Source organism: Streptococcus sp. 1449 (assembly GCF_013276805.1).
Lineage (GTDB): Bacteria > Bacillota > Bacilli > Lactobacillales > Streptococcaceae > Streptococcus > Streptococcus pseudopneumoniae.
On sequence record NZ_VMLS01000016.1, the window covers coordinates 1 to 20460 of the forward strand.

The window sequence follows — 20460 nt, forward strand, 5'->3', positions numbered from 1 at the left end:
CTGGATTTCAGACGTGTGTTCTTCCGCTCTCATTCTCTTTTGAAAGTTTAGGGACGAAAAAAGTTGCCTGCGGGTGACTTTTTTGTTACAATAGCTAGAAAAATTGTTCACTGTAATACTCAATGAAAATCAAAGAGCAAACTAGGAAGCTAGCCGCAGGTTGTTCAAAGAACTGCTTTGAGGTTGTAGATAAGACTGACGAAGTAAGTAACCATACCTACGGCAAGACGACGTTGACGTGGTTTGAAGAGATTTTCAAAGAGTATTATGGTTCACACCATGGGGTGTTTTTTGATGATTTTAAGCAAAATTCATACCATTTAATTGAAAGTTATTTAAATTAGATAAAAATTTGTTTTCTGAAAAAGTGGGAAAACATTGATTTTAAGCGAATTTTGAATCATATTCGAATGGGAGTTTTTAAAATCATGTTTCGGTGGTAAAAGTTCCAAACTGTATTCTCCATAGTAGAATGATATCACCTGCCAGCGAATCATCTGCCAATAAGTCCATATTTCGTTTGGGAACGGGCTTAGGATTTAGGAGCCAAGCATCCAAATCACGTTCAGGAGAGATGAAGGGTTTGACTTGGTGTTCTTTATAAAATATTTCTAAAATACTATTCACGGATAGCCTCTTTCAAACATTTATTTCCTACTTCTAACAAATTTCTAAATGGTTTAAAAATTTTATAGTCTGTCAAGTTTTTTTCTTGACACCTGTTAGAAATCTGCTATAATAGAACATGTGCTAAATAGCTCAGCTATTTCACCGAAATAAAAAATAAGAAAAGAGACTTTAAAAATGGCAGTTAAAATCCGTTTGACTCGTATGGGTTCTAAGAAAAAACCTTTCTACCGTATCAACGTAGCAGATTCACGTTCACCACGTGACGGACGTTTCATCGAAACAGTTGGAACTTACAATCCACTTGTTGCTGAAAACCAAGTAACTTTGAAAGAAGACCGCGTTCTTGCATGGTTGGCTGATGGAGCTCAACCTTCAGATACAGTTCGCAACATCCTTTCAAAAGAAGGTGTATTGAAGAAATTCCACGATTCTAAATTCTCAAAATAAGTTTAAAGTAGGTTGACAGATGGATACGATTGAAAATCTCATTATTGCGATTGTGAAACCCTTGATTTCACAACCAGATGCCTTAACTATCAAGATTGAAGATACACCAGAGTTTTTGGAATATCATTTGGATCTTGATCAAAGTGATGTGGGTCGTGTAATCGGTCGTAAGGGTCGCACTATTTCTGCGATAAGAACGATTGTCTACTCTGTCCCAACTGAAGACAAAAAAGTAAGAATCGTTATTGACGAAAAATAAGAAGAGCGGGACGAATGTCTCGCTTTTTTGCGAGGAGAAGTGTAAAATAGCCTCATCAGGATTTGGAAGGATTTTTAGAGGGTAAATTCCCAAACTAACTTCCAGTTTTCCACAACCTAGCTTTTAGTATTAGAAAAACGCGTGAAATCAGTGGAAATCCGTCTGAGACTAACTTCCACTGATTTTCTTTTTCTTGATATATAAGGGTTCAAAAGCGAAAAGACTCAGAAAAAAGTGCACGACAAATAGCCCTAAAACAAAGTCGTTTTAGAGTAACTTCCAGTTTTGGGAGAGAGAGATGGAAGTTACTTTGAGAAGTTACGAGGATTTTTAGAGGGATAATATCTATAGTGTCTTTTTTCTCCAACTTGAGAAAATCTTTGGAACGTGATAAAATAAAGGATAAGGATTTTTAATAATTCATTATATAGAATGAGTGGATTTCTTTATGAAGAGGTTTGAAGTATCTACAGAAATTGGTAGTCTCTCTGTTACTTATCAAAAGCAAAAGAAAGTGCTAATTTGTCTAAACGGAGCAGGTTTGCTACCAAGTTATGAAAATTTTTCACTTATACTCGAAAAACTTCCGTCCACAATTGGTTATTTGACAATTGATTTTCCAAACACAGGTAGAAGTCCGATTCATGACCAAGCTGGAAAAAATCTAGATAATCTTGCAGATGCGGTTTATGAAGTACTTGAAGAATTAGGAATTTCTGAATATATACTTTGTGCACATAGTTTGAGTGGAATTTTAGCTTGCAAATTGCTCAAGAAACCAATTAAGTGTCAGGCTTTACTAGCAATGGAACCGACAACTAAAAACGTCATGTTTGCTGATTTTTCAGAAAATCCTTATCCAGAAATGGAAGAGCAGATGAGGCTGATTGACGAGTATGGTCCTGAACTTTATTTTAAGAACTTAACTCAAGCAACATTTAGTACTGAAGCGAATAAAGAAATCTGGGAAATAATGCAAGAAAAAGGCTTAGAGTTAGAAAAGCAAAATTCAGGATTTCAGATATCTGGAGAGATTACTGAGGAAGATTTTGAGGATGTATCAATACCAGATTGTATCCCTGTATTTGTTTTTTGTCAGCCTTACAGAGAAAAAGAGTACAGAGAATCAGAATATTGGACTTCCAATGCTAGACTCATTTTAGGAGGGAATCACCATTATTTACAGTGGTCTGAATCCGAAAAAATTGCGACTATTATTCGAGAATTGTCAGAATAAGATGGAAAGAAGGAGACTACAGGAGACAAGATGAACTACTTTAATGTTGGGAAAATCGTCAATACGCAAGGGTTGCAGGGTGAGATGCGAGTCTTGTCTGTGACGGATTTTGCAGAAGAACGGTTTAAAAAAGGGGCTGAGCTAGCTTTGTTTGATGAAAAAGATCAGTTTGTTCAAACAGTGACCATTGCTAGCCACCGTAAACAGAAGAACTTTGACATTATTAAATTCAAAGATATGTACCATATCAACGCTATCGAAAAGTACAAGGGATACAGTCTCAAGGTCGCTGAGGAAGATTTAAACGATTTAGACGATGGTGAATTTTATTATCACGAGATTATCGGTTTGGAAGTCTATGAGGGTGATAATTTGATTGGAACCATCAAGGAAATCCTGCAACCAGGTGCTAACGATGTCTGGGTGGTCAAGCGAAAAGGCAAGCGTGACTTGCTCTTGCCTTATATCCCACCAGTGGTTCTCAATGTTGATATTCCAAATAAACGGGTCAACGTGGAAATCTTAGAAGGGTTAGACGATGAAGATTGATATTTTAACCCTCTTTCCAGAGATGTTTTCTCCACTGGAGCACTCAATCGTTGGAAAGGCTCGAGAAAAAGGGCTCTTGGATATCCAGTATCATAATTTTCGAGAAAAGGCTGAAAAGGCCCGTCACGTCGATGATGAACCATATGGAGGCGGTCAGGGGATGCTGCTCCGAGCCCAACCTATTTTTGATGCTTTTGATACTATTGAAAAAAAGAATCCGCGCGTGATTCTCCTTGATCCAGCTGGAAAGCAGTTTGATCAAGCCTATGCAGAGGATTTGGCCAAAGAAGAGGAACTGATCTTTATCTGCGGTCACTATGAGGGCTATGACGAGCGCATTAAGACCTTGGTGACAGATGAGATCTCCCTGGGAGACTATGTCTTGACTGGAGGAGAATTGGCGGCCATGACTATGATTGATGCTACGGTACGCCTGATTCCAGAAGTGATTGGCAAGGAGTCTAGCCACCAAGATGATAGTTTTTCTTCAGGCCTTCTCGAATATCCTCAATACACACGTCCTTATGATTATCGAGGGATGGTCGTGCCAGATGTACTGATGAGCGGGCACCATGAGAAGATTCGTCAGTGGCGTCTGTATGAGAGTTTAAAGAAAACCTACGAGCGCAGACCGGATTTGCTTGAAGATTATCAACTGACAGCAGAAGAAGAAAAAATGCTGGCAGAAATTAAAGAAAACAAAGAATAAAGGAGAAACCTATGCAAGTAATCAAACGTGATGGAGAAATTGCTGAATTTAATCCAGATAAGATTTACCAAGCCATCTTAAAGGCAGCCCAGACTGTCTATGTATTGACAGATGATTTGCGTCAAAACCTTGCACAAGTCACTAAGAAAGTGGTTTTGGATTTGGAAGAGGCCAAGGTGGAACGTGCGACTATCAGTATGATTCAATCTATGGTTGAACATCGTTTATTGGGTGCAGGTTACATTACTATTGCAGAACACTACATTTCCTATCGTCTACAACGTGACTTGGAAAGAAGTGGTTATGGAGATCATATCGCAGTTCATTTACATTTTGAACAAATTCGCTAAGAAAAAAGAGTGGGATGAAGCAACTACATCTCACTCTTTCTTAAATCTATTTTTTTGGGCTGTTTGGACAGTTGAGGGGACAAATCGCAGGCGTTGAATATCGCTTATGCGGATAATACGGGTCACATTTTTGGCAAAATTTTTCACGATAATTTGCTGGCTTTGCTGATCGTATTTGATGATGTCACCTGTAAAGCTTGCCTCAGACAAGATAAGGTGAACAGCGGTTTGTTTCTGGATAGCCTCTTCAATAGTGGGTGTAAGGGAGTTGCTTTCAGTCTGATCTGGTTCTTCATGTCCATTTAAAAAGTCATGTATTTTACCTAGAACTTGCTGGAATTTATGTCTCATATTGGCCTCCCTTCTTTTATATCAATATTATATAAAATTTTCCTAAAATCTACAAGATTTTACGAATAATCAGATGAAAGTTAAAAAAGGAGAAGAAAATGGCAGAATTTACATTTGAAATCGAAGAGCACTTGTTGACTCTTTCTGAAAACGAAAAAGGTTGGACTAAGGAAATCAACCGTGTGAGCTTTAATGGTGCCCCTGCAAAGTTTGATATTCGTGCTTGGAGTCCAGACCATACGAAGATGGGCAAAGGAATTACTCTTTCCAATGAAGAATTTCAAACAATGGTGGATGCTTTTAAAGGAAACTAAGTTTTCAAAATAAAAGAAAAGGATACTGAGTTATGACAACTCGATATCCTTTTTTAGTTAGCAAAGTAAGCCTGATTTTTAAGGCGTTGAAGTAGAGGACGACTAATCAAACTAATAGCTAGAAGTTTACCAAGGTCTGGAATGATAAAGGGAATGACCCCCACAACAAGAGCTTTTTCAAATGCCATTCCAGCTAGAAAATGCAAGCTGAGAATCCCTCCGACAAAGACAAGGGCATCACCCAAGAGATTTGCAAGAAAAATATTGACAATTCCGCTCTTGCTGTTGGTTAGAGAGGAAGTAAGTCCAGAGTAAACGAGATAAAACCAAAGATAGCCTGCAGTAGGGCCAACTAAAGCCTGAAAACCAGCTCCACCTCCTGCAAACACAGGAAGACCGATAGCACCTAGAAGAAGATAGAGTCCAACAGAAAGTACAGCCTCTCTCGGTCTAAAGACAGTAGCAATCAAGCCGATTGCAAAGTTTTGCAGAGTGAAGGGAACAGGTCCAACTGGAAGACTGATTTGTGCCAAAACAGCAATGAGAGCAGCCCCAATAGCAGGGATAGCATAAATGTGAGCTTTTTTCAAAATAGTTAACCTCTTTTCTGATGTATAGTAACTATTATACTCATAGAGGAATCATTGTCAACCAATTTTTTAAAACAAGGTAACAAAAACTGTAACGGCCGATTTTGCTTATTGGTTAAGTTGGATAATTTTTTTGTTGATTCGAAAATTGTCTGTATAGATAATCCTATTTTATTAATAAAAAATATACTAGTAAATATTTGACAAATTAAAAAATAAGTGTTATATTAAAAATGTAAACGGATGCATTTAGATGTGTTCAATTTTAAAAGGAGGGGTAGTTACGAGATATTTTAACGACTCTAGATACCATAACGGTGATTAAAAACCTAAATATAATCAATTCATATTAAAGTAATATGGAGGGACTAAAAAGGGGACTATTACTTAGTCTTCATCAAATATTTTAATCCAAGGAGAAGTAAAATTAAAAAAAGAATTAATAAGAAAGCATCTGTTTTTCTAGCTGCAAGTGTTTTCAGTTTTAGCTTTGCTACTGCAGCTAGTGTTGTTAGTGCAACTACAGCACACCCTGCTCCAAGTCCCATTATTGATGTATGGCAGTATGGTGTAGATAATAGCTATGGTTATTCAAATTACTTTGTTAGTTCTCCAGATAATATTGGTTCAAAATTTTCAGTAACGAATTATTGGGGAACCGTTAAAGCTTACGATAAAAAAAGATTATGGATGGGCATATTCAAGTGCAACAAAATCTTGGAACGATGTTCGCTTAAATGCATATTGGGATTATTATAGATTTTAAAAATAATTTATGAAAACAGGAGACCCAATTATAAAATAGGGTCTTTTGTAATATGGTAATTGCTTATGAAATTAAAATTATGTATCATTGGATTCTTCTTTTGTTTGATTGCTACAATTGGTCTGGTCACTATTAGTGATACCGAAATCCCCATACCTTTACCAATTGATGGTGCTTTTTCTATCCAAGGAAAAAGTAATCTTTCTAATAACGAAATATACGAAATGGTTCGTGACTTGTCAAAAACGGAAAAGGTTACCATTTACAAGCCAATCGTTCAGAGTTCGGGTCAGTTGAAGTATGTAAATTTTGATGATGTAAATAATGAACAATTAAAGTCAGCACCAATAATAGGGATGTATTATACCCTTGGGAAAATGGATGTAGATAGTTTGAAACCACTTACGATGACGGGGCTGCAAACAGTCTATATGGCTTATCCTTGGTATATAGGAGGAATATTACAATTCACTGGAACTTTAAGAATACTGTTAATGGGTTCAATTTACTTAACTTTATTAGTTGTTTTATTTGTTGTTAGGACGAGGCAGATCAAAGAAGGAGTGATACGACGTTCTTTGGGCTTGACTGTATACGATCTAAGAAGAGAGTATGGCATTTCTCTTATTTTTGAACTGATTATGATGGCTTTATTGATGATTTCTTACAGTTCTTTTTTGGGTAATGGTTTCTTCACCTATAGCTCTAAGTTATTTTTCTCTCTGCTTTTAACGAATTTTATACTATTTCAAATCATTGATCTCATCACCTTTGTTTTATTTTGGTTGACGATTCAGATTGAAAAGCCCATTGAAATTATTAAAAACAAGGCAAAAAACAAGCTTATTTTTGTCGTATGGCTTGTCATTATTTCGATTATCATCCTTGTCTCAGGAATTTTTTTACAAGAAACAAAGAGTAGTCAATCTAGTATGAACATACAAATACAGAATTTAGTACCGTGGGACACAGTAAAAGACTGGAGAAGGATTGAGTTCCTTGGAATTGAAAGTAACTCTGCTAAAAATGGAGAAGTTAATGATTCAGATGGTCAGTATCTACAGATAGTTGCTGCCTTAAAAAACTTAGATTTCTTATATATAGAACGATCTTCAGCATATGTTCCAGATTTTATGAAAACATCTCATGTTTTAGAAGACTTTTCTAAACAATTAGAAAATGACGGAATAACGAATCCAGAAATAAATAAAGAGTTGATTTATATTAATCAAACAGGTGCTAACCTACAAAATAAAGTGAATGGGACAAACTATCATCTTTTAGATAATAAGATAGCAACCATCTATATTCCTGAGAAATGGAAAGAAAACCAGAAATCTATTGAGAATACAGTTGTAGCAGAACAATTTATTGGAACACACTATACAAAAGAACAGCTTGCAGTACAAATAATTCCTGATGGGGAAAAAATTTTTTATTTTAATGAGGATGCTGATATCGATCATAAAAATAAAGATATTTTACCGCTGGCAAGTGTAGCAGATAGCCAAGATAACATTGTTGTTGTGTTAGATACGGACAAAATGATGGAAAATAATAAGTTTACTTTGGCTAGTAATATAACTAATAAGTCTCTTTTTAGTCCTGAAGCGGTAAAAAAAATAAATGAGATGACTGTCCCGTTGAATTTCTCAATGAATCCAGTAGATGTTTACCAAATTGTGAAATTAAAGATTCAATCCTTAGAGCACCAAATTTTACTTTCACAAATCTTGCAGAAGATAATTTACAGTATTATCTTTATACTCATTTATCAATATGTCCAACTTTTTATTACTCTAAAACAGAATGAATATGTGAAAAAAATCATTTTGGGTCTTTCAAAAACATATATAGCAATTTCAAGTCTCAAATATTTTATGATGACTATTACAATGGTTATTCTATTTACATTTCTTGTGACAGGGCAAATAGAGTTGCTATATATTGGAGCGGCTTCTCTGCTAGTTTTGATGTTGTCAATCATAATGAGTTTTAGAAAATTATCTGAAAGCTACACTAAAATTTTAAAAGGAGATGAATCATGACAATTGACCTTTTGAACGTTTCAAAAAGTTTCGGCTCAAAGAAGATCTTTACAGACTTAAATTTAATATTTGAATCTGGAAAAAGCTATGCATTGATTGGAGGTTCTGGCTCCGGTAAAAGTACCCTTCTTAATATTATAGGAAGATTAGAAAAAATTGACAGTGGGAATGTTTTAGTTGATAAACAAGATATTTGGAAGATAAAAGAAAGAACTTTTTTTAAAAATACTGTTGGATATGTATTTCAGAATTATTCTTTAATAGATAACAAAACAGTATATGATAATCTGAGCCTTATCACTAAAGACAAAAAAACAATAACTGACGTACTTGAAAAAGTAGGACTGTCAAGTGACTATTTACACCAAAAAATATATGAATTGTCTGGAGGGCAGGCTCAACGTGTAGCTATTGCCAGAATGTTAATGAAACCACGTAAAATTATCTTAGCAGATGAACCTACAGGAGCTTTAGATGGTGAGATTGGAAAAGAAATTATTCGTTTACTATTGAATGAAACAACTGAAGATAAATATGTCATTATAGCGACACATGATCCAGCTGTCTATAACGAAGTTGATGTGATAATTGACATGAAAGATATAGGGTATAAGGTATGAAAAAGAAAATTTATATTGCTTTGATCTTTGTAACTGGGGTACTCGCCATTTTCTTTTTTGGAAAACAAATGATTACAAAAGAAAATATCAATAAGCCAACGGTAGAGTTAACAATCTATACGCTTTCTTCTAGTGATACAGAAAAATGGAATAAAGTGAGACAAGTAGAAACGGAAGAAGCTATATACTTCATAACTGTGAAAGAAGTATCATCTTCAGAAGAAGTATTTTCAAACATCATTGCAAATGGAGCTGCTACGGGGTTCGGAGTTCGTGAAGAAGAAGTGAAGAAATTCAATAATGGTTTAGGAGACACCATAGAGGACTCTAAGCATAATAAACTAATTGAAATAGAATTTTTTACTTTTTCTGATGATGGCGCGGGATTTGTGGTAGCAAACTTTGACTACGGTAAAGAAGAGTTGAATTCTCAGAAAAAAGATATAAAAGAATTATATAAAAAAATATATGAATCTTTTAAAGAAAAGAATAAATGATTGTATTATAATCCTTGTATTTTGCTATGGTTTGTTAATTGATTTTTGCATATCTTACTTCAACATACTATAAAATAAAACATAAGAAAACGAGTATCTCCAACTACGGAAATACTCGCTTTTTGATATTTAGAAGTGTTTTTTGCTTTGCTTCTTTTGTTTCGATTAACGCATGGTTACAAATTCTTCAGATGAAGTTGGGTGAATCGCTACAGTTGCGTCAAAGTCAGCCTTGGTTGCTCCCATTTTGATAGCAACGGCAAATCCCTGAATCATTTCATCAACGCCGTAGCCAATTCCATGAAGTCCGACAACTTTTTCTTCTGAAGCAGCTGTTATGAGTTTGAAACGGGATTCTTGACGGTTGCCAGTGCAAGCAGAGTACATAGATGCAAAGCTTGATTTGTAAACCTTGATTTGGTCTTGACCGTATTCTTTAATAGCTTGCTCTTCTGTCAAACCAACAGTTCCGATAGCAGGGTGTGAAAAGACAACAGTTGGAATAGTTGAGTAATCCATTTTTGCAGTAGTTTTTCCGTTAAAGAGACGTTCAGATAAAGTACGTCCAGCCTTGATAGCAACTGGAGTCAGTTCTTTTTCACCTGTTACATCACCTAGAGCATAGATTCCCTCAACAACAGTATTTTGGTATTCATCCACTTGGATAAAGCCACGTTCGTTCAGAGTGACTCCAGCTTTTTCAAGTTGCAAGCCCTTAACGTTTGGACGGCGGCCTGTAGCCCAGATAACTTGGCTAGCTGTGTGACTAGTACCATCTTCGAAATGAATGGTAATGCCGTCAGCAGTTTTTTCTAACTTGGCAGGGACTTTGTGAGTATGAAGTGGTAAGTTTGTTCTTTCCATTTCCTTGACCAAACCTTCAACGATGTAGGAATCAAAACCACGTAAAGGACGATCGCGGCGAACAAAGAGGTCTGTCTTGACACCAAAAGTGTGGAGTACGCCAGCCAATTCAACGGCAATATAACCCGCGCCTAGAATAGCAACTGACTCTGGAAGTTCTTCCCAGGCAAATACATCATCAGAAGAGCCACCTAGCTCAGCACCAGGAATATTAGGAATACTTGGATGGGCACCAGTAGCAATCACGATATGTTTAGCACGAATCAGTTCACCATTTACGCTGACAGTATGAGAATCTACAAATTCAGCATGACCTTCAATCAAGTCTACACCGTTGCGTTTAAAACTACCATCATAAGAAGAACGAGCGCGATCAATGTAGGCTTCACGATTGCGACGTAGGGTTGCAAAGTCAAAGTTAAGATCAGTAGTCTTAAAGCCGTAGTCTTCTCCAAATTGATGGAAAGTCTCAGCGATTTGCGCCCCGTACCACATGATTTTTTTAGGAACACAGCCGACGTTGACGCAGGTTCCACCTAATTTCTTTTCCTCAATAACGGCCGCTTTGGCTCCATGTTCACCAGCACGGTTCATGGTGGCAATTCCTCCGCTACCTCCACCGATAGCGATGATATCGTATTCTCTCATTGAAAACTCCTTTGTACTCTTTTAAATAGTCGAGTGTCATTTTTTGATAGTCATATTCTATCTTTTTTTTGATTTGATTGCAAAAATCTGCTACGCACAAAAAATTGCAAAAAAGCTTGCCAAATAAGTCAAGATAGTGTATCATATAACTAGTACAATAGAAAAGGAGGATTTCCGAACGATTGTTTAATCCTGAACTGTCATTATTTCCATCTGAACTGCATTGTTTGCTGGAGGGAAATTTGGTATAATAGCAAAGTATTGTAAAAAAGAAAAGGAGTTTCATTATGAAGAAAAAGAATGGTAAAGCTAAAAAGTGGCAACTGTATGCAGCCATCGGTGCTGCCAGTGTAGTTGTATTGGGTGCCGGGGGGATTTTACTCTTTAGACAACCCTCGCAAACCGCTGTAAAAGATGAACCTACTCATCTTGTTGTTGCCAAGGAAGGAAGCGTGGCATCCTCTGTTTTATTATCAGGAACAGTAACGGCAAAAAATGAACAATACGTTTATTTTGATGCTAGCAAGGGAGATTTAGACGAAATCCTTGTTTCTGTGGGGGATAAGGTCAGCGAAGGGCAGGCTTTAGTCAAGTACAGTAGTTCAGAAGCCCAGGCGGCCTATGATTCAGCGAGTCGAGCAGTTGCGAAGGCAGACCGTCATATCAACGAACTCAACCAAGCACGAAATGAAGCTGCTTCAGCTCCCCAGTTACCTGCACCAGCAGGAGGAGAAGATGTAACGGTGCAAAGTCCAACTCCAGTTGCTGGAAATTCTGTTGCTTCTATTGACGCTCAATTGGGTGATGCCCGTGATGCGCGTGCAGATGCTGCAGCGCAATTAAGCAAGGCTCAAAGTCAATTGGATGCAACAACTGTTCTCAGTACCCTAGAGGGAACTGTAGTCGAAGTCAATAGCAATGTTTCTAAATCTCCAACAGGGGCGAGTCAAGTTATGGTTCATATTGTCAGCAATGAAAATTTACAAGTCAAGGGAGAATTGTCTGAGTACAATCTAGCCAACCTTTCTGTAGGTCAAGAAGTAAGCTTTACTTCTAAAGTATATCCTGATAAAAAATGGACTGGGAAATTAAGCTATATTTCTGACTATCCTAAAAACAATGGTGAAGCAGCTAGTCCAGCAGCTGGGGCTAATACAGGTTCTAAATACCCTTATACTATTGATGTGACAGGCGAAGTTGGTGATTTGAAACAAGGTTTTTCTGTCAACATTGAGGTTAAAAGCAAAACCAAGGCTATTCTTGTTCCTGTCAGCAGTCTAGTAATGGATGATAGTAAAAATTATGTCTGGATTGTGGATGAACAACAAAAGGCTAAAAAAGTTGAGGTTTCATTGGGAAATGCTGACGCAGAAAATCAAGAAATCACTTCTGGTTTGACAAATGGCGCTAAGGTCATCAGTAATCCAACATCTTCCTTGGAAGAAGGAAAAGAGGTGAAGGCTGATGAAGCAACTAATTAGTCTAAAAAATATCTGCAGAAGCTATCGCAATGGTGACCAAGAACTGCAGGTTCTCAAAAACATCAATCTAGAAGTGAATGAGGGTGAATTTGTTGCCATCATGGGACCATCTGGTTCTGGGAAGTCCACTCTGATGAATACGATTGGCATGTTGGATACACCAACCAGTGGAGAGTATTATCTTGAAGGCCAAGAAGTGGCTGGACTGGGTGAAAAACAATTAGCCAAGGTTCGTAACCAACAAATCGGTTTTGTCTTTCAGCAGTTCTTTCTTCTATCGAAGCTCAATGCTCTGCAAAATGTAGAATTGCCCTTGATTTACGCAGGAGTTTCGTCTTCAAAACGGCGCAAGTTGGCTGAGGAGTATTTAGACAAGGTTGAATTGACAGAACGTAGTCACCATTTGCCTTCGGAATTATCTGGTGGTCAAAAGCAACGTGTGGCTATTGCTCGTGCCTTGGTAAACAATCCTTCTATTATCCTAGCGGACGAACCGACAGGAGCCTTGGATACCAAAACAGGGAATCAAATTATGCAACTATTGGTTGACTTGAACAAAGAAGGAAAAACCATTATCATGGTAACGCATGAGCCTGAGATTGCTGCCTATGCTAAACGTCAGATTATCATTCGAGATGGAGTCATTTCATCTGACAGTGCTCAGTTAGGAAAGGAGGAAAACTAAGATGCAGAATCTGAAATTTTCCTTTTCATCTATCATGGCTCACAAGATGCGTTCTTTGCTTACCATGATTGGGATTATTATCGGTGTTTCATCAGTTGTTGTGATTATGGCTTTGGGAGATTCCCTATCTCGTCAAGTTAATAAAGATATGACCAAATCTCAGAAAAATATTAGCGTCTTCTTCTCTCCTAAAAAAAGTAAAGATGGGTCTTTTACTCAGAAACAATCAGCTTTTACGGTTTCTGGAAAGGAAGAGGAAATTCCTGTTGAACCGCCAAAACCGCAAGAATCCTGGGTCCAAGAGGCAGCCAAACTCAAGGGAGTGGATAGTTACTATGTAACCAATTCAACGAATGCCATCTTGACCTATCAAGATAAAAAGGTTGAGAATGCTAATTTGACAGGTGGAAACAGAACTTACATGGACGCTGTTAAGAATGAAATTATTGCAGGTCGTAGTCTGAGAGAGCAAGATTTCAAAGAGTTTGCAAGTGTCATTTTGCTAGATGAGGAATTGTCCATTAGTTTATTTGAATCTCCTCAAGAGGCTATTAACAAGGTTGTAGAAGTCAATGGATTTAGTTACCGGGTCATTGGGGTTTATACTAGTCCGGAGGCTAAAAAGTCAAAAATATATGGGTTTGGTGGCTTGCCTATTACTACCAATATCTCCCTTGCTGCGAATTTTAATGTAGATGAAATAGCTAGTATTGTTTTTCGAGTGAATGATACCAGTTTAACCCCAACTCTGGGTCCAGAACTGGCACGAAAAATGACAGAGCTTGCAGGCTTACAACAGGGAGAATACCAGGTGGCAGATGAGTCCGTTGTATTTGCAGAAATTCAACAATCGTTTAGTTTTATGACGACGATTATTAGTTCCATCGCAGGGATTTCTCTCTTTGTTGGAGGAACTGGTGTCATGAACATCATGCTGGTTTCGGTGACAGAGCGCACTCGTGAGATTGGTCTTCGTAAGGCTTTGGGCGCAACACGTGCCAATATTTTAATTCAGTTTTTGATTGAATCCATGATTTTGACCTTGTTAGGTGGCTTAATTGGCTTGACAATTGCAAGTGGTTTAACTGCCTTAGCAGGTTTGTTATTGCAAGGTTTAATAGAAGGTATAGAAGTTGGAGTATCAATCCCAGTTGCCCTATTTAGTCTTGCAGTTTCGGCTAGTGTGGGTATGATTTTTGGGGTCTTGCCAGCCAACAAGGCATCGAAACTTGATCCAATTGAAGCCCTTCGTTATGAATAAGATCAACAAGATGGACACTCGTCTATCTTGTTTTTGTATGGATTTCCCTATCGAAAATCCTTAAAAATGTGATATAATGAAGTGTTAGAAAAACAGGTTTCATTTGCCTGGAAAGGAAAAATTATGTCTGAAAAGAATTTTTATATTACAACGCCGATTTACTATCCATCTGGAAAACTGCATATCGGTTCTGCCTACACAACCATTGCTTGTGATGTCCTAGCACGTTACAAACGCCTGATGGGCTACGATGTCTTTTATTTGACAGGTCTTGATGAACATGGTCAGAAGATCCAGCAGAAAGCTGAAGAAGCTGGCATTACACCACAAGCCTATGTTGATGGGATGGCAGTTGGAGTCAAAGAACTCTGGAAATTACTAGATATCTCATACGATAAATTTATCCGTACAACTGATGACTACCATGAAAAAGTTGTCGCACAGGTCTTTGAACGCTTACTTGCTCAAGATGATATCTACTTGGGTGAATACTCTGGTTGGTATTCAGTATCAGACGAAGAATTCTTTACAGAAAGCCAACTGGCAGAAGTTTTCCGTGATGAAGCTGGAAATGTGACTGGTGGTATTGCTCCATCATGTCACGAGGTTGAATGGGTATCCGAAGAATCATACTTCCTTCGCCTTAGCAAATACCAAGATCGTTTGGTCGAATTTTTCAAGTCCCATCCTGAATTTATCACTCCAGATGGTCGTCTGAATGAAATGCTTCGCAACTTCATCGAGCCAGGTTTAGAGGATTTGGCAGTTTCTCGTACAACCTTTACCTGGGGTGTCCCAGTCCCATCAAATCCTAAGCACGTTGTCTATGTTTGGATTGATGCCCTTCTTAACTATGCGACAGCTCTTGGCTACGGTCAAGACGAACATGGTAACTTTGACAAGTTCTGGAATGGAACAGTCTTCCATATGGTAGGAAAAGACATCCTTCGCTTCCACTCTATCTACTGGCCAATCCTTCTTATGATGTTGGATGTTAAATTACCTGATCGTTTGATTGCCCATGGTTGGTTTGTCATGAAAGACGGAAAAATGTCTAAGTCTAAAGGAAATGTCGTTTACCCTGAAATGTTGGTAGAGCGTTATGGGCTTGACCCACTTCGTTACTACCTCATGCGTAGCCTTCCAGTTGGTTCAGACGGAACCTTCACTCCTGAAGACTATGTCGGCCGTATCAACTATGAATTGGCCAATGACCTTGGGAACCTCCTTAACCGTACGGTCTCTATGATTAACAAGTACTTTGATGGGCAAATTCCAGCCTATGTAGAGGGTGTAACAGAGTTTGACAATGCTCTTGCTGAGGTTGCAGAGCAATCAATCGCCGACTACCATACACACATGGAAGCAGTTGACTATCCACGTGCACTTGAAGCAGTCTGGATCCTTATCTCTCGTACTAACAAATACATCGACGAGACAGCTCCATGGGTCTTGGCTAAGGATGAAGCACTCCGCGATCAATTGGCAAGTGTTATGAGCCACTTGGCAGCCAGCCTTCGTGTTGTAGCTCACTTGATTGAGCCATTTATGATGGAAACCAGTCGTGCAGTCTTGACTCAACTTGGCTTGGAAGAAGTAGCGAGCCTTGAAAACTTGAGCTTGGCTGACTTCCCGGCAGATGAGACTGTAGTTGCCAAAGGAACACCAATCTTCCCACGTTTGGATATGGAAGAAGAAATCGCCTATATCAAGGAACAAATGGAAGGTAACAAGCCAGCTGTCGAAAAAGAATGGAATCCAGACGAAGTCGAACTCAAACTCAACAAGGAAGAAATCAAGTTTGAAGACTTTGACAAGGTCGAAATCCGTGTTGCCGAAGTTAAAGAGGTGTCTAAAGTGGAAAGTTCTGATAAGTTGCTTCAATTCCGCTTGGATGCTGGTGATGGAGAAGATCGTCAAATTCTTTCTGGAATTGCAAAATACTATCCAAATGAACAAGAATTGGTCGGCAAGAAAGTTCAAATTGTTGCCAATCTCAAACCACGTAAAATGATGAAAAAATATGTCAGCCAAGGGATGATTCTCTCAGCTGAACATGATGGACAATTAACCCTTCTTACAGTTGATCCAGCTGTACCAAACGGAAGTGTGATTGGGTAACAATAGACAGGACTAGTTCAGGCTAGTTCTGTTTTTTTATTTATACTCAATGAAAATCAAAGAGCAAACTAGGAAACTAGCCGCAGGTTGCTCAAAACACTGCTTTGAGGTTGTAGATAGAACTGACGAAGTCAGCTCAAAACACTGCTTTGAGGTTATAGATAGAACTGACGAAGTCAGCTCAAAACACTGTTTTGAGGTTGTAGATAAGACTGACGAAGTCAGTCACATATATACCCTAAGGCGACGCTGACGTGGTTTGAAGAGATTTTCGAAGAGTATTAACTATTATGCTTTACAAACTAGTGTGGAAGTGGTATACTATAGCTGAAGCTACTAGTAGGTATTACAAAATAGATTAGAAGGGAGAAGGGATGAAAGAAACTCAACTGTTAAAAGGTGTTCTTGAAGGTTGTGTCTTGGATATGATTGGTCAAAAAGAGCGGTATGGTTATGAGTTGGTTCAGACTTTGCGAGAGGCTGAATTTGATACTATCGTTCCAGGAACTATTTATCCTTTGTTGCAAAAGTTAGAAAAAAATCAATGGATAAGAGGCGACATGCGCCCGTCGCCAGATGGTCCAGATCGGAAGTATTTTTCGTTAACCAAAGAAGGAGAAGAGCGTGTCTCGGTCTTTTGGCAACAATGGGACGATTTGAGTCAAAAAGTAGAAGGGATTAAGAATGGGGGTTAAACCATGAAGAAAATGAAGTATTATGAAGAAACAAACAATTTGTTGCATGAGTTTTCTGAGGACAATCAGCAGTATTTTGAGGAACTGTGGGATAGTTTTAATCTTGCTGGATTTCTCTATGATGAAGACTATCTCAGAGAGCAGATTTATTTGATGATGTTAGATTTTTCAGAAGCAGAACGAGATGGCATGAGTGCAGAGGATTATTTAGGTAAGAATCCTAAAAAATTAATGAAAGAGATGCTCAAGGAAGCACCACGTAGTTCGGTCAAAGAGTCCTTTTTAACACCAATTCTTGTCCTGGCGGTATTACATTACTATCAACTACTAGGCGATTTTTCTAAAGGTCCTCTCTTAACAGTCAATTTGCTCACGTTTTTAGGGCAACTTCTTCTTTTTCTAGTTGGCTTTGGGCTTGTGGCTACAATCTTACGTTGGAGCTTAGTCCAAGATTCTTCTAAAATGAAAATTGGCACCTATATTGTCGTTGGGATTCTTGTTCTGCTAGTTGTTCTGGGATATGTAGGAATAGGAAGTTTTGTACAAGAAGGAGCCTTTTATCTTCCTGCTCCCTGGGACAGTTTCCTTGTCTTTACGCTTTCTCTAGTCATCAGTATTTGGAATTGGAAAGAAGCGGTCTTTCGTCCCTTTGTCAGTATGATTGTTGCCCATCTTGTGGTGGGTTCTCTGCTCCGTTATTATGAGTGGATGGGCATTTCAAATGTTTTCCTCACAAAGATTATTCCTTTAGCTGTCCTCTTTATTGGAATCTTTGTCTTGTTCCGTGGGTTTAAGAAGATAAAATGGAGTGAAATATAGTCAAAAAGCCGTTGCAAAGCGGTTTTTTGTTATAATTAAATGAAGAATGTAGAATTAAAGGAGAAAAATTTGATGAGATACATAACTCTTGGTCAAGATGACAAAGAATTATCAGAAATTGTTCTCGGAATGATGAGAATAGAAGATAAGTCTGTAAAAGAAGTTGAAGAGCTTGTAGAAACAGCACTTTCTGTTGGAATCAATGCTTTCGACTTGGCTGATATTTATGGTCGTGGTCGTTGTGAAGAACTGCTAGGTCTTGTCCTAAAAAATCGTCCAGATTTAAGAGAAAAGATGTGGATTCAGTCCAAATGTGGCATTCGCATTGAAGAATTTACCTATTTTGATTTTTCTAAGGACTATATTATAAAATCAGTTGACGGTATTTTGCAAAGATTGAAGATTGATCATCTAGATAGCTTGCTTCTTCATCGACCAGATGCTTTGATGGAATCTGACCAAGTAGCAGAAGCCTTTGATCTCCTTTATAAACAAGGTAAGGTTCGAGATTTTGGAGTTTCTAATCAAAATCCTATGATGATGGAGTTACTTAAAAAAGATGTCAAGCAGCCGTTAGCTGTTAATCAGCTGCAATTGAGTGCGGCTTTTACTCCAGGATTTGAATCAGGTTTTCATGTTAATATGGAAGATAGTCAAGCAGCTATGCGAGATGGCAGTATTTTTGAATATTGCCAATTACACGATGTGGTCATTCAAGCCTGGTCTGTCTTACAATTCGGGTATTTTAAAGGGAATTTTGTTGGAAATGAGAAATTTCAAGCTTTAAATCAAGTACTTGATCGTTTAGCTATTAAATATGGAGTAACCCCTTCAACTATTGCCATTTCTTGGATATTGCGTTATCCAGCAAAAATGCAGGCAGTCGTAGGTACCACAAATCCTAATCACTTGAGAGAAGTTAGCCAAGCGGCAAACTTTAGCTTAACAAGAAAAGAATGGTATGAAATTTATCTTGCAGCAGGGAATAATTTGCCGTAAGTAGAAGCAGATGTAAATAAATCACAGTCAAAAAGCCGTTGCAAAGCGGTTTTTTTGTTATAATGAAGGGAAGAATTATTGATTTTAAAGGAGAATAACATGACTTTTGAAGAAATCCTGCCTGGGTTAAAGGCTAAGAAAAAATATGTACGAACTGGTTGGGGAGGTGCTGAAAACTATGTCCAACTTTTTGACACTATCGAGCAAAATGGGGTTGCACTTGAAGTGACGCCCTACTTCCTAATCAACGTTTCTGGCGAAGGAGAAGGTTTTTCCATGTGGAGTCCGACACCTTGTGATGTTTTGGCGACGGATTGGGTAGAAGTACATGACTAGACGCGTATTGATTACGGGAGTAAGTTCAGGGATTGGTCTGGCTCAGGCTCGACTCTTTTTAGAGAAGGGCTATCAAGTTTATGGAGTTGACCAAGGTGAAAATCTACTCTTAGAGGGTGATTTTCACTTTTTACAGAGAGATTTGACCTTGGACTTGGAACCTATTTTTGACTGGTGTCCTCAGGTTGAGGTTTTGTGCAATACTGCTGGAGTTTTGGATGATTACAAACCACTGTTGGAACAATCAGTGCAGGAAATTCAGGAGATTTTTGAAATCAACTACGTTACTCCAGTAGAGTTGACTCGGTATTATTTGACACAAATGCTAGAGAATAAAAAAGGAATCATTATCAATATGTGCTCCATTGCTTCTAGCCTAGCAGGTGGAGGTGGTCACGCCTATACTTCCTCTAAGCATGCCTTGGCTGGATTTACCAAGCAGTTGGCTCTAGATTATGCAGAAGCTGGGATTCAGGTCTTTGGTATCGCTCCAGGAGCAGTCAAGACGGCTATGACCGCTGCGGATTTTGAGCCAGGAGGCTTAGCTGACTGGGTGGCTAGTGAAACACCAATCAAGCGCTGGATTGAACCAGAGGAAATAGCAGAGCTTAGCCTTTGCTTAGCTAGTGGAAAAGCAAGCGCCATGCAAGGACAAATCTTGACAATAGATGGCGGCTGGTCTTTGAAGTAGGAGGATCTGATGGAAGTCAAAAGACACTTTGGAGTCTACGCTGTTTGCTTAGAAAATGGGAAGTTACTCTGCATTGAAAAAACGAGAGGCCCTTATCAAAATCGGTATGATCTACCTGGAGGCAGTCAGCAACTTGGTGAAGGACTGACGGAAACGCTGACTAGAGAAGTTATGGAAGAGACGGGATTTACTGTTAGAAGCTACTCTAATCCTCGAATCTACGATGTTTTCGTCAGAGAAGAGTTAACAAATTTTATGGTTCACCATGTCATGGCCTTGTATGATGTAGAAATGAATGAGAGTGCACCTCAAGTTACGACTTCGGAAGCTGTGTCTGATGGTGCGAATGATTCACTTGGATATATTTGGATGGATATTCAAGAGATTACAGAAGAAAATGTATCGCCATTAGTCTTGAAGGTTAAGTCTGAATTATTAGGACTTCCAGAACTGGACAAGACTTCTTACATGAATTGGAAGGTGAAGTAGGAGG

26 protein-coding genes and 1 pseudogene are annotated in these 20460 nt (G+C 38.3%); 23 read left to right on the plus strand and 4 right to left on the minus strand.

What is annotated here, in order from left to right; genetic code table 11:
• Positions 1–122 precede the first annotated feature (122 nt).
• Positions 123–344 (plus strand): hypothetical protein, encoded by a 222-nt coding sequence (locus tag HT687_RS11825; RefSeq protein ID WP_023935822.1) that lies wholly within the window; start codon positions 123–125, stop codon positions 342–344.
• Between the two features lie 82 nt (positions 345–426).
• Here the strand turns inward: HT687_RS11825 and HT687_RS05140 are convergent, their stop codons facing one another.
• The gene (locus HT687_RS05140; RefSeq protein WP_001084631.1) at positions 427–627 is read right to left on the minus strand and encodes a hypothetical protein; all 201 of its coding nucleotides are present in this window, start codon (positions 625–627) and stop codon (positions 427–429) included.
• Between the two features lie 177 nt (positions 628–804).
• Between HT687_RS05140 and rpsP the strand changes: the two genes are divergently transcribed.
• From rpsP to HT687_RS05170, 6 genes are all read left to right on the plus strand, one after another.
• Complete coding sequence (rpsP, locus tag HT687_RS05145) at positions 805–1077, plus strand: 30S ribosomal protein S16 (RefSeq protein WP_000268760.1); 273 nt, start codon at positions 805–807, stop codon at positions 1075–1077.
• 19 nt (positions 1078–1096) lie between these two features.
• On the plus strand, positions 1097–1336 hold the full coding sequence (gene kphA / locus HT687_RS05150; RefSeq protein ID WP_000379617.1) for an RNA-binding protein KphA: 240 nt from the start codon (positions 1097–1099) through the stop codon (positions 1334–1336).
• A gap of 448 nt (positions 1337–1784) precedes the next feature.
• Complete coding sequence (locus HT687_RS05155) at positions 1785–2573, plus strand: alpha/beta hydrolase (RefSeq protein WP_023935824.1); 789 nt, start codon at positions 1785–1787, stop codon at positions 2571–2573.
• Positions 2574–2603: 30 nt separating this feature from the next.
• Entirely contained in the window at positions 2604–3122 is a 519-nt protein-coding gene (rimM, locus tag HT687_RS05160; RefSeq protein WP_001105891.1) for a ribosome maturation factor RimM, read from the plus strand.
• On the plus strand, positions 3112–3831 hold the full coding sequence (gene trmD / locus HT687_RS05165) for a tRNA (guanosine(37)-N1)-methyltransferase TrmD (protein WP_023935827.1): 720 nt from the start codon (positions 3112–3114) through the stop codon (positions 3829–3831). Before rimM ends, trmD begins: the two co-directional genes overlap by 11 nt.
• Positions 3832–3842: 11 nt before the next feature.
• Complete coding sequence (locus HT687_RS05170; protein ID WP_001196040.1) at positions 3843–4181, plus strand: ATP cone domain-containing protein; 339 nt, start codon at positions 3843–3845, stop codon at positions 4179–4181.
• Positions 4182–4211: 30 nt separating this feature from the next.
• On the opposite strand, the gene HT687_RS05175 is transcribed toward HT687_RS05170, so the two are convergent.
• On the minus strand, positions 4212–4532 hold the full coding sequence (locus tag HT687_RS05175; RefSeq protein WP_054388178.1) for a hypothetical protein: 321 nt from the start codon (positions 4530–4532) through the stop codon (positions 4212–4214).
• Positions 4533–4630: 98 nt separating this feature from the next.
• On the opposite strand from HT687_RS05175, the gene HT687_RS05180 reads away from it, so the two are divergent.
• Positions 4631–4846: a YdbC family protein gene (locus HT687_RS05180; RefSeq protein ID WP_000807422.1), complete on the plus strand. Its 216-nt coding sequence runs from the start codon at positions 4631–4633 to the stop codon at positions 4844–4846.
• A gap of 53 nt (positions 4847–4899) precedes the next feature.
• On the opposite strand, the gene HT687_RS05185 is transcribed toward HT687_RS05180, so the two are convergent.
• Entirely contained in the window at positions 4900–5436 is a 537-nt protein-coding gene (locus HT687_RS05185; RefSeq protein WP_023933578.1) for a biotin transporter BioY, read from the minus strand.
• A gap of 426 nt (positions 5437–5862) precedes the next feature.
• Between HT687_RS05185 and HT687_RS12330 the strand changes: the two are divergent.
• From HT687_RS12330 to HT687_RS05200, 4 genes and pseudogenes are all read left to right on the plus strand, one after another.
• Positions 5863–6202: pseudogene (locus HT687_RS12330) on the plus strand (hypothetical protein).
• A 65-nt stretch (positions 6203–6267) separates the two neighbouring features.
• Positions 6268–8250 carry a hypothetical protein gene (locus HT687_RS05190; protein WP_000768909.1) on the plus strand — a complete coding sequence of 661 codons (1983 nt, stop codon included), beginning with the start codon at positions 6268–6270 and terminating at the stop codon, positions 8248–8250.
• Positions 8247–8870, plus strand: a complete 624-nt coding sequence (locus HT687_RS05195) for an ATP-binding cassette domain-containing protein (RefSeq protein WP_023935831.1) — start codon at positions 8247–8249, stop codon at positions 8868–8870. The genes HT687_RS05190 and HT687_RS05195 overlap by 4 nt, the downstream gene beginning before the upstream one ends.
• A complete protein-coding gene (locus HT687_RS05200) occupies positions 8867–9367 on the plus strand; it encodes a hypothetical protein (protein WP_000727307.1) in 501 nt (166 codons plus the stop codon). The genes HT687_RS05195 and HT687_RS05200 overlap by 4 nt, the downstream gene beginning before the upstream one ends.
• A gap of 165 nt (positions 9368–9532) precedes the next feature.
• On the opposite strand, the gene gor is transcribed toward HT687_RS05200, so the two are convergent.
• Positions 9533–10879 (minus strand): glutathione-disulfide reductase, encoded by a 1347-nt coding sequence (gene gor, locus HT687_RS05205; RefSeq protein WP_023935833.1) that lies wholly within the window; start codon positions 10877–10879, stop codon positions 9533–9535.
• A gap of 287 nt (positions 10880–11166) precedes the next feature.
• On the opposite strand from gor, the gene HT687_RS05210 reads away from it, so the two are divergent.
• The 11 genes from HT687_RS05210 (at position 11167) to HT687_RS05260 (ending at position 20456) form a co-directional block, all read left to right on the plus strand.
• A complete protein-coding gene (locus tag HT687_RS05210; protein ID WP_023935835.1) occupies positions 11167–12360 on the plus strand; it encodes an efflux RND transporter periplasmic adaptor subunit in 1194 nt (397 codons plus the stop codon).
• On the plus strand, positions 12344–13045 hold the full coding sequence (locus tag HT687_RS05215) for an ABC transporter ATP-binding protein (protein WP_000811473.1): 702 nt from the start codon (positions 12344–12346) through the stop codon (positions 13043–13045). Before HT687_RS05210 ends, HT687_RS05215 begins: the two co-directional genes overlap by 17 nt.
• A 1-nt stretch (position 13046) precedes the next feature.
• A complete protein-coding gene (locus HT687_RS05220) occupies positions 13047–14306 on the plus strand; it encodes an ABC transporter permease (RefSeq protein WP_172924098.1) in 1260 nt (419 codons plus the stop codon).
• A 123-nt stretch (positions 14307–14429) separates the two neighbouring features.
• Complete coding sequence (metG, locus tag HT687_RS05225) at positions 14430–16427, plus strand: methionine--tRNA ligase (protein ID WP_001291352.1); 1998 nt, start codon at positions 14430–14432, stop codon at positions 16425–16427.
• Positions 16428–16476: 49 nt separating this feature from the next.
• The gene (locus tag HT687_RS11830) at positions 16477–16680 is read left to right on the plus strand and encodes a hypothetical protein (RefSeq protein ID WP_031222803.1); all 204 of its coding nucleotides are present in this window, start codon (positions 16477–16479) and stop codon (positions 16678–16680) included.
• A 121-nt stretch (positions 16681–16801) separates the two neighbouring features.
• Positions 16802–17122 (plus strand): PadR family transcriptional regulator, encoded by a 321-nt coding sequence (locus tag HT687_RS05235; protein ID WP_000665417.1) that lies wholly within the window; start codon positions 16802–16804, stop codon positions 17120–17122.
• Positions 17123–17125: 3 nt separating this feature from the next.
• Complete coding sequence (locus HT687_RS05240; protein WP_023935839.1) at positions 17126–17941, plus strand: hypothetical protein; 816 nt, start codon at positions 17126–17128, stop codon at positions 17939–17941.
• Between the two features lie 72 nt (positions 17942–18013).
• Positions 18014–18940 (plus strand): aldo/keto reductase family oxidoreductase, encoded by a 927-nt coding sequence (locus HT687_RS05245; RefSeq protein ID WP_001269443.1) that lies wholly within the window; start codon positions 18014–18016, stop codon positions 18938–18940.
• A 99-nt stretch (positions 18941–19039) separates the two neighbouring features.
• Positions 19040–19276 carry a DUF2829 domain-containing protein gene (locus HT687_RS05250; protein WP_000141913.1) on the plus strand — a complete coding sequence of 79 codons (237 nt, stop codon included), beginning with the start codon at positions 19040–19042 and terminating at the stop codon, positions 19274–19276.
• Positions 19269–19967, plus strand: a complete 699-nt coding sequence (locus HT687_RS05255) for a 3-oxoacyl-ACP reductase (RefSeq protein ID WP_000198454.1) — start codon at positions 19269–19271, stop codon at positions 19965–19967. Before HT687_RS05250 ends, HT687_RS05255 begins: the two co-directional genes overlap by 8 nt.
• A gap of 9 nt (positions 19968–19976) precedes the next feature.
• Positions 19977–20456, plus strand: a complete 480-nt coding sequence (locus HT687_RS05260; protein WP_000453250.1) for an NUDIX hydrolase — start codon at positions 19977–19979, stop codon at positions 20454–20456.
• The last annotated feature ends 4 nt before the right edge of the window (positions 20457–20460 follow it).

Excerpts from the sequence above, each read along its gene's own strand:
- HT687_RS11825 (WP_023935822.1), top strand. The coding sequence starts at position 123 with ATGAAAATCAAAGAGCAAACTAGGAAGCTAGCCGCAGGTTGTTCAAAG.
- rpsP (WP_000268760.1), top strand. The coding sequence starts at position 805 with ATGGCAGTTAAAATCCGTTTGACTCGTATGGGTTCTAAGAAAAAACCT.
- kphA (WP_000379617.1), top strand. The coding sequence starts at position 1,097 with ATGGATACGATTGAAAATCTCATTATTGCGATTGTGAAACCCTTGATT.
- HT687_RS05155 (WP_023935824.1), top strand. The coding sequence starts at position 1,785 with ATGAAGAGGTTTGAAGTATCTACAGAAATTGGTAGTCTCTCTGTTACT.
- rimM (WP_001105891.1), top strand. The coding sequence starts at position 2,604 with ATGAACTACTTTAATGTTGGGAAAATCGTCAATACGCAAGGGTTGCAG.
- trmD (WP_023935827.1), top strand. The coding sequence starts at position 3,112 with ATGAAGATTGATATTTTAACCCTCTTTCCAGAGATGTTTTCTCCACTG.
- HT687_RS05170 (WP_001196040.1), top strand. The coding sequence starts at position 3,843 with ATGCAAGTAATCAAACGTGATGGAGAAATTGCTGAATTTAATCCAGAT.
- HT687_RS05175 (WP_054388178.1), bottom strand. The coding sequence starts at position 4,532 with ATGAGACATAAATTCCAGCAAGTTCTAGGTAAAATACATGACTTTTTA.
- HT687_RS05180 (WP_000807422.1), top strand. The coding sequence starts at position 4,631 with ATGGCAGAATTTACATTTGAAATCGAAGAGCACTTGTTGACTCTTTCT.
- HT687_RS05190 (WP_000768909.1), top strand. The coding sequence starts at position 6,268 with ATGAAATTAAAATTATGTATCATTGGATTCTTCTTTTGTTTGATTGCT.
- HT687_RS05195 (WP_023935831.1), top strand. The coding sequence starts at position 8,247 with ATGACAATTGACCTTTTGAACGTTTCAAAAAGTTTCGGCTCAAAGAAG.
- HT687_RS05200 (WP_000727307.1), top strand. The coding sequence starts at position 8,867 with ATGAAAAAGAAAATTTATATTGCTTTGATCTTTGTAACTGGGGTACTC.
- gor (WP_023935833.1), bottom strand. The coding sequence starts at position 10,879 with ATGAGAGAATACGATATCATCGCTATCGGTGGAGGTAGCGGAGGAATT.
- HT687_RS05210 (WP_023935835.1), top strand. The coding sequence starts at position 11,167 with ATGAAGAAAAAGAATGGTAAAGCTAAAAAGTGGCAACTGTATGCAGCC.
- HT687_RS05215 (WP_000811473.1), top strand. The coding sequence starts at position 12,344 with ATGAAGCAACTAATTAGTCTAAAAAATATCTGCAGAAGCTATCGCAAT.
- HT687_RS05220 (WP_172924098.1), top strand. The coding sequence starts at position 13,047 with ATGCAGAATCTGAAATTTTCCTTTTCATCTATCATGGCTCACAAGATG.
- metG (WP_001291352.1), top strand. The coding sequence starts at position 14,430 with ATGTCTGAAAAGAATTTTTATATTACAACGCCGATTTACTATCCATCT.
- HT687_RS11830 (WP_031222803.1), top strand. The coding sequence starts at position 16,477 with ATGAAAATCAAAGAGCAAACTAGGAAACTAGCCGCAGGTTGCTCAAAA.
- HT687_RS05235 (WP_000665417.1), top strand. The coding sequence starts at position 16,802 with ATGAAAGAAACTCAACTGTTAAAAGGTGTTCTTGAAGGTTGTGTCTTG.
- HT687_RS05240 (WP_023935839.1), top strand. The coding sequence starts at position 17,126 with ATGAAGAAAATGAAGTATTATGAAGAAACAAACAATTTGTTGCATGAG.
- HT687_RS05245 (WP_001269443.1), top strand. The coding sequence starts at position 18,014 with ATGAGATACATAACTCTTGGTCAAGATGACAAAGAATTATCAGAAATT.
- HT687_RS05250 (WP_000141913.1), top strand. The coding sequence starts at position 19,040 with ATGACTTTTGAAGAAATCCTGCCTGGGTTAAAGGCTAAGAAAAAATAT.
- HT687_RS05255 (WP_000198454.1), top strand. The coding sequence starts at position 19,269 with ATGACTAGACGCGTATTGATTACGGGAGTAAGTTCAGGGATTGGTCTG.
- HT687_RS05260 (WP_000453250.1), top strand. The coding sequence starts at position 19,977 with ATGGAAGTCAAAAGACACTTTGGAGTCTACGCTGTTTGCTTAGAAAAT.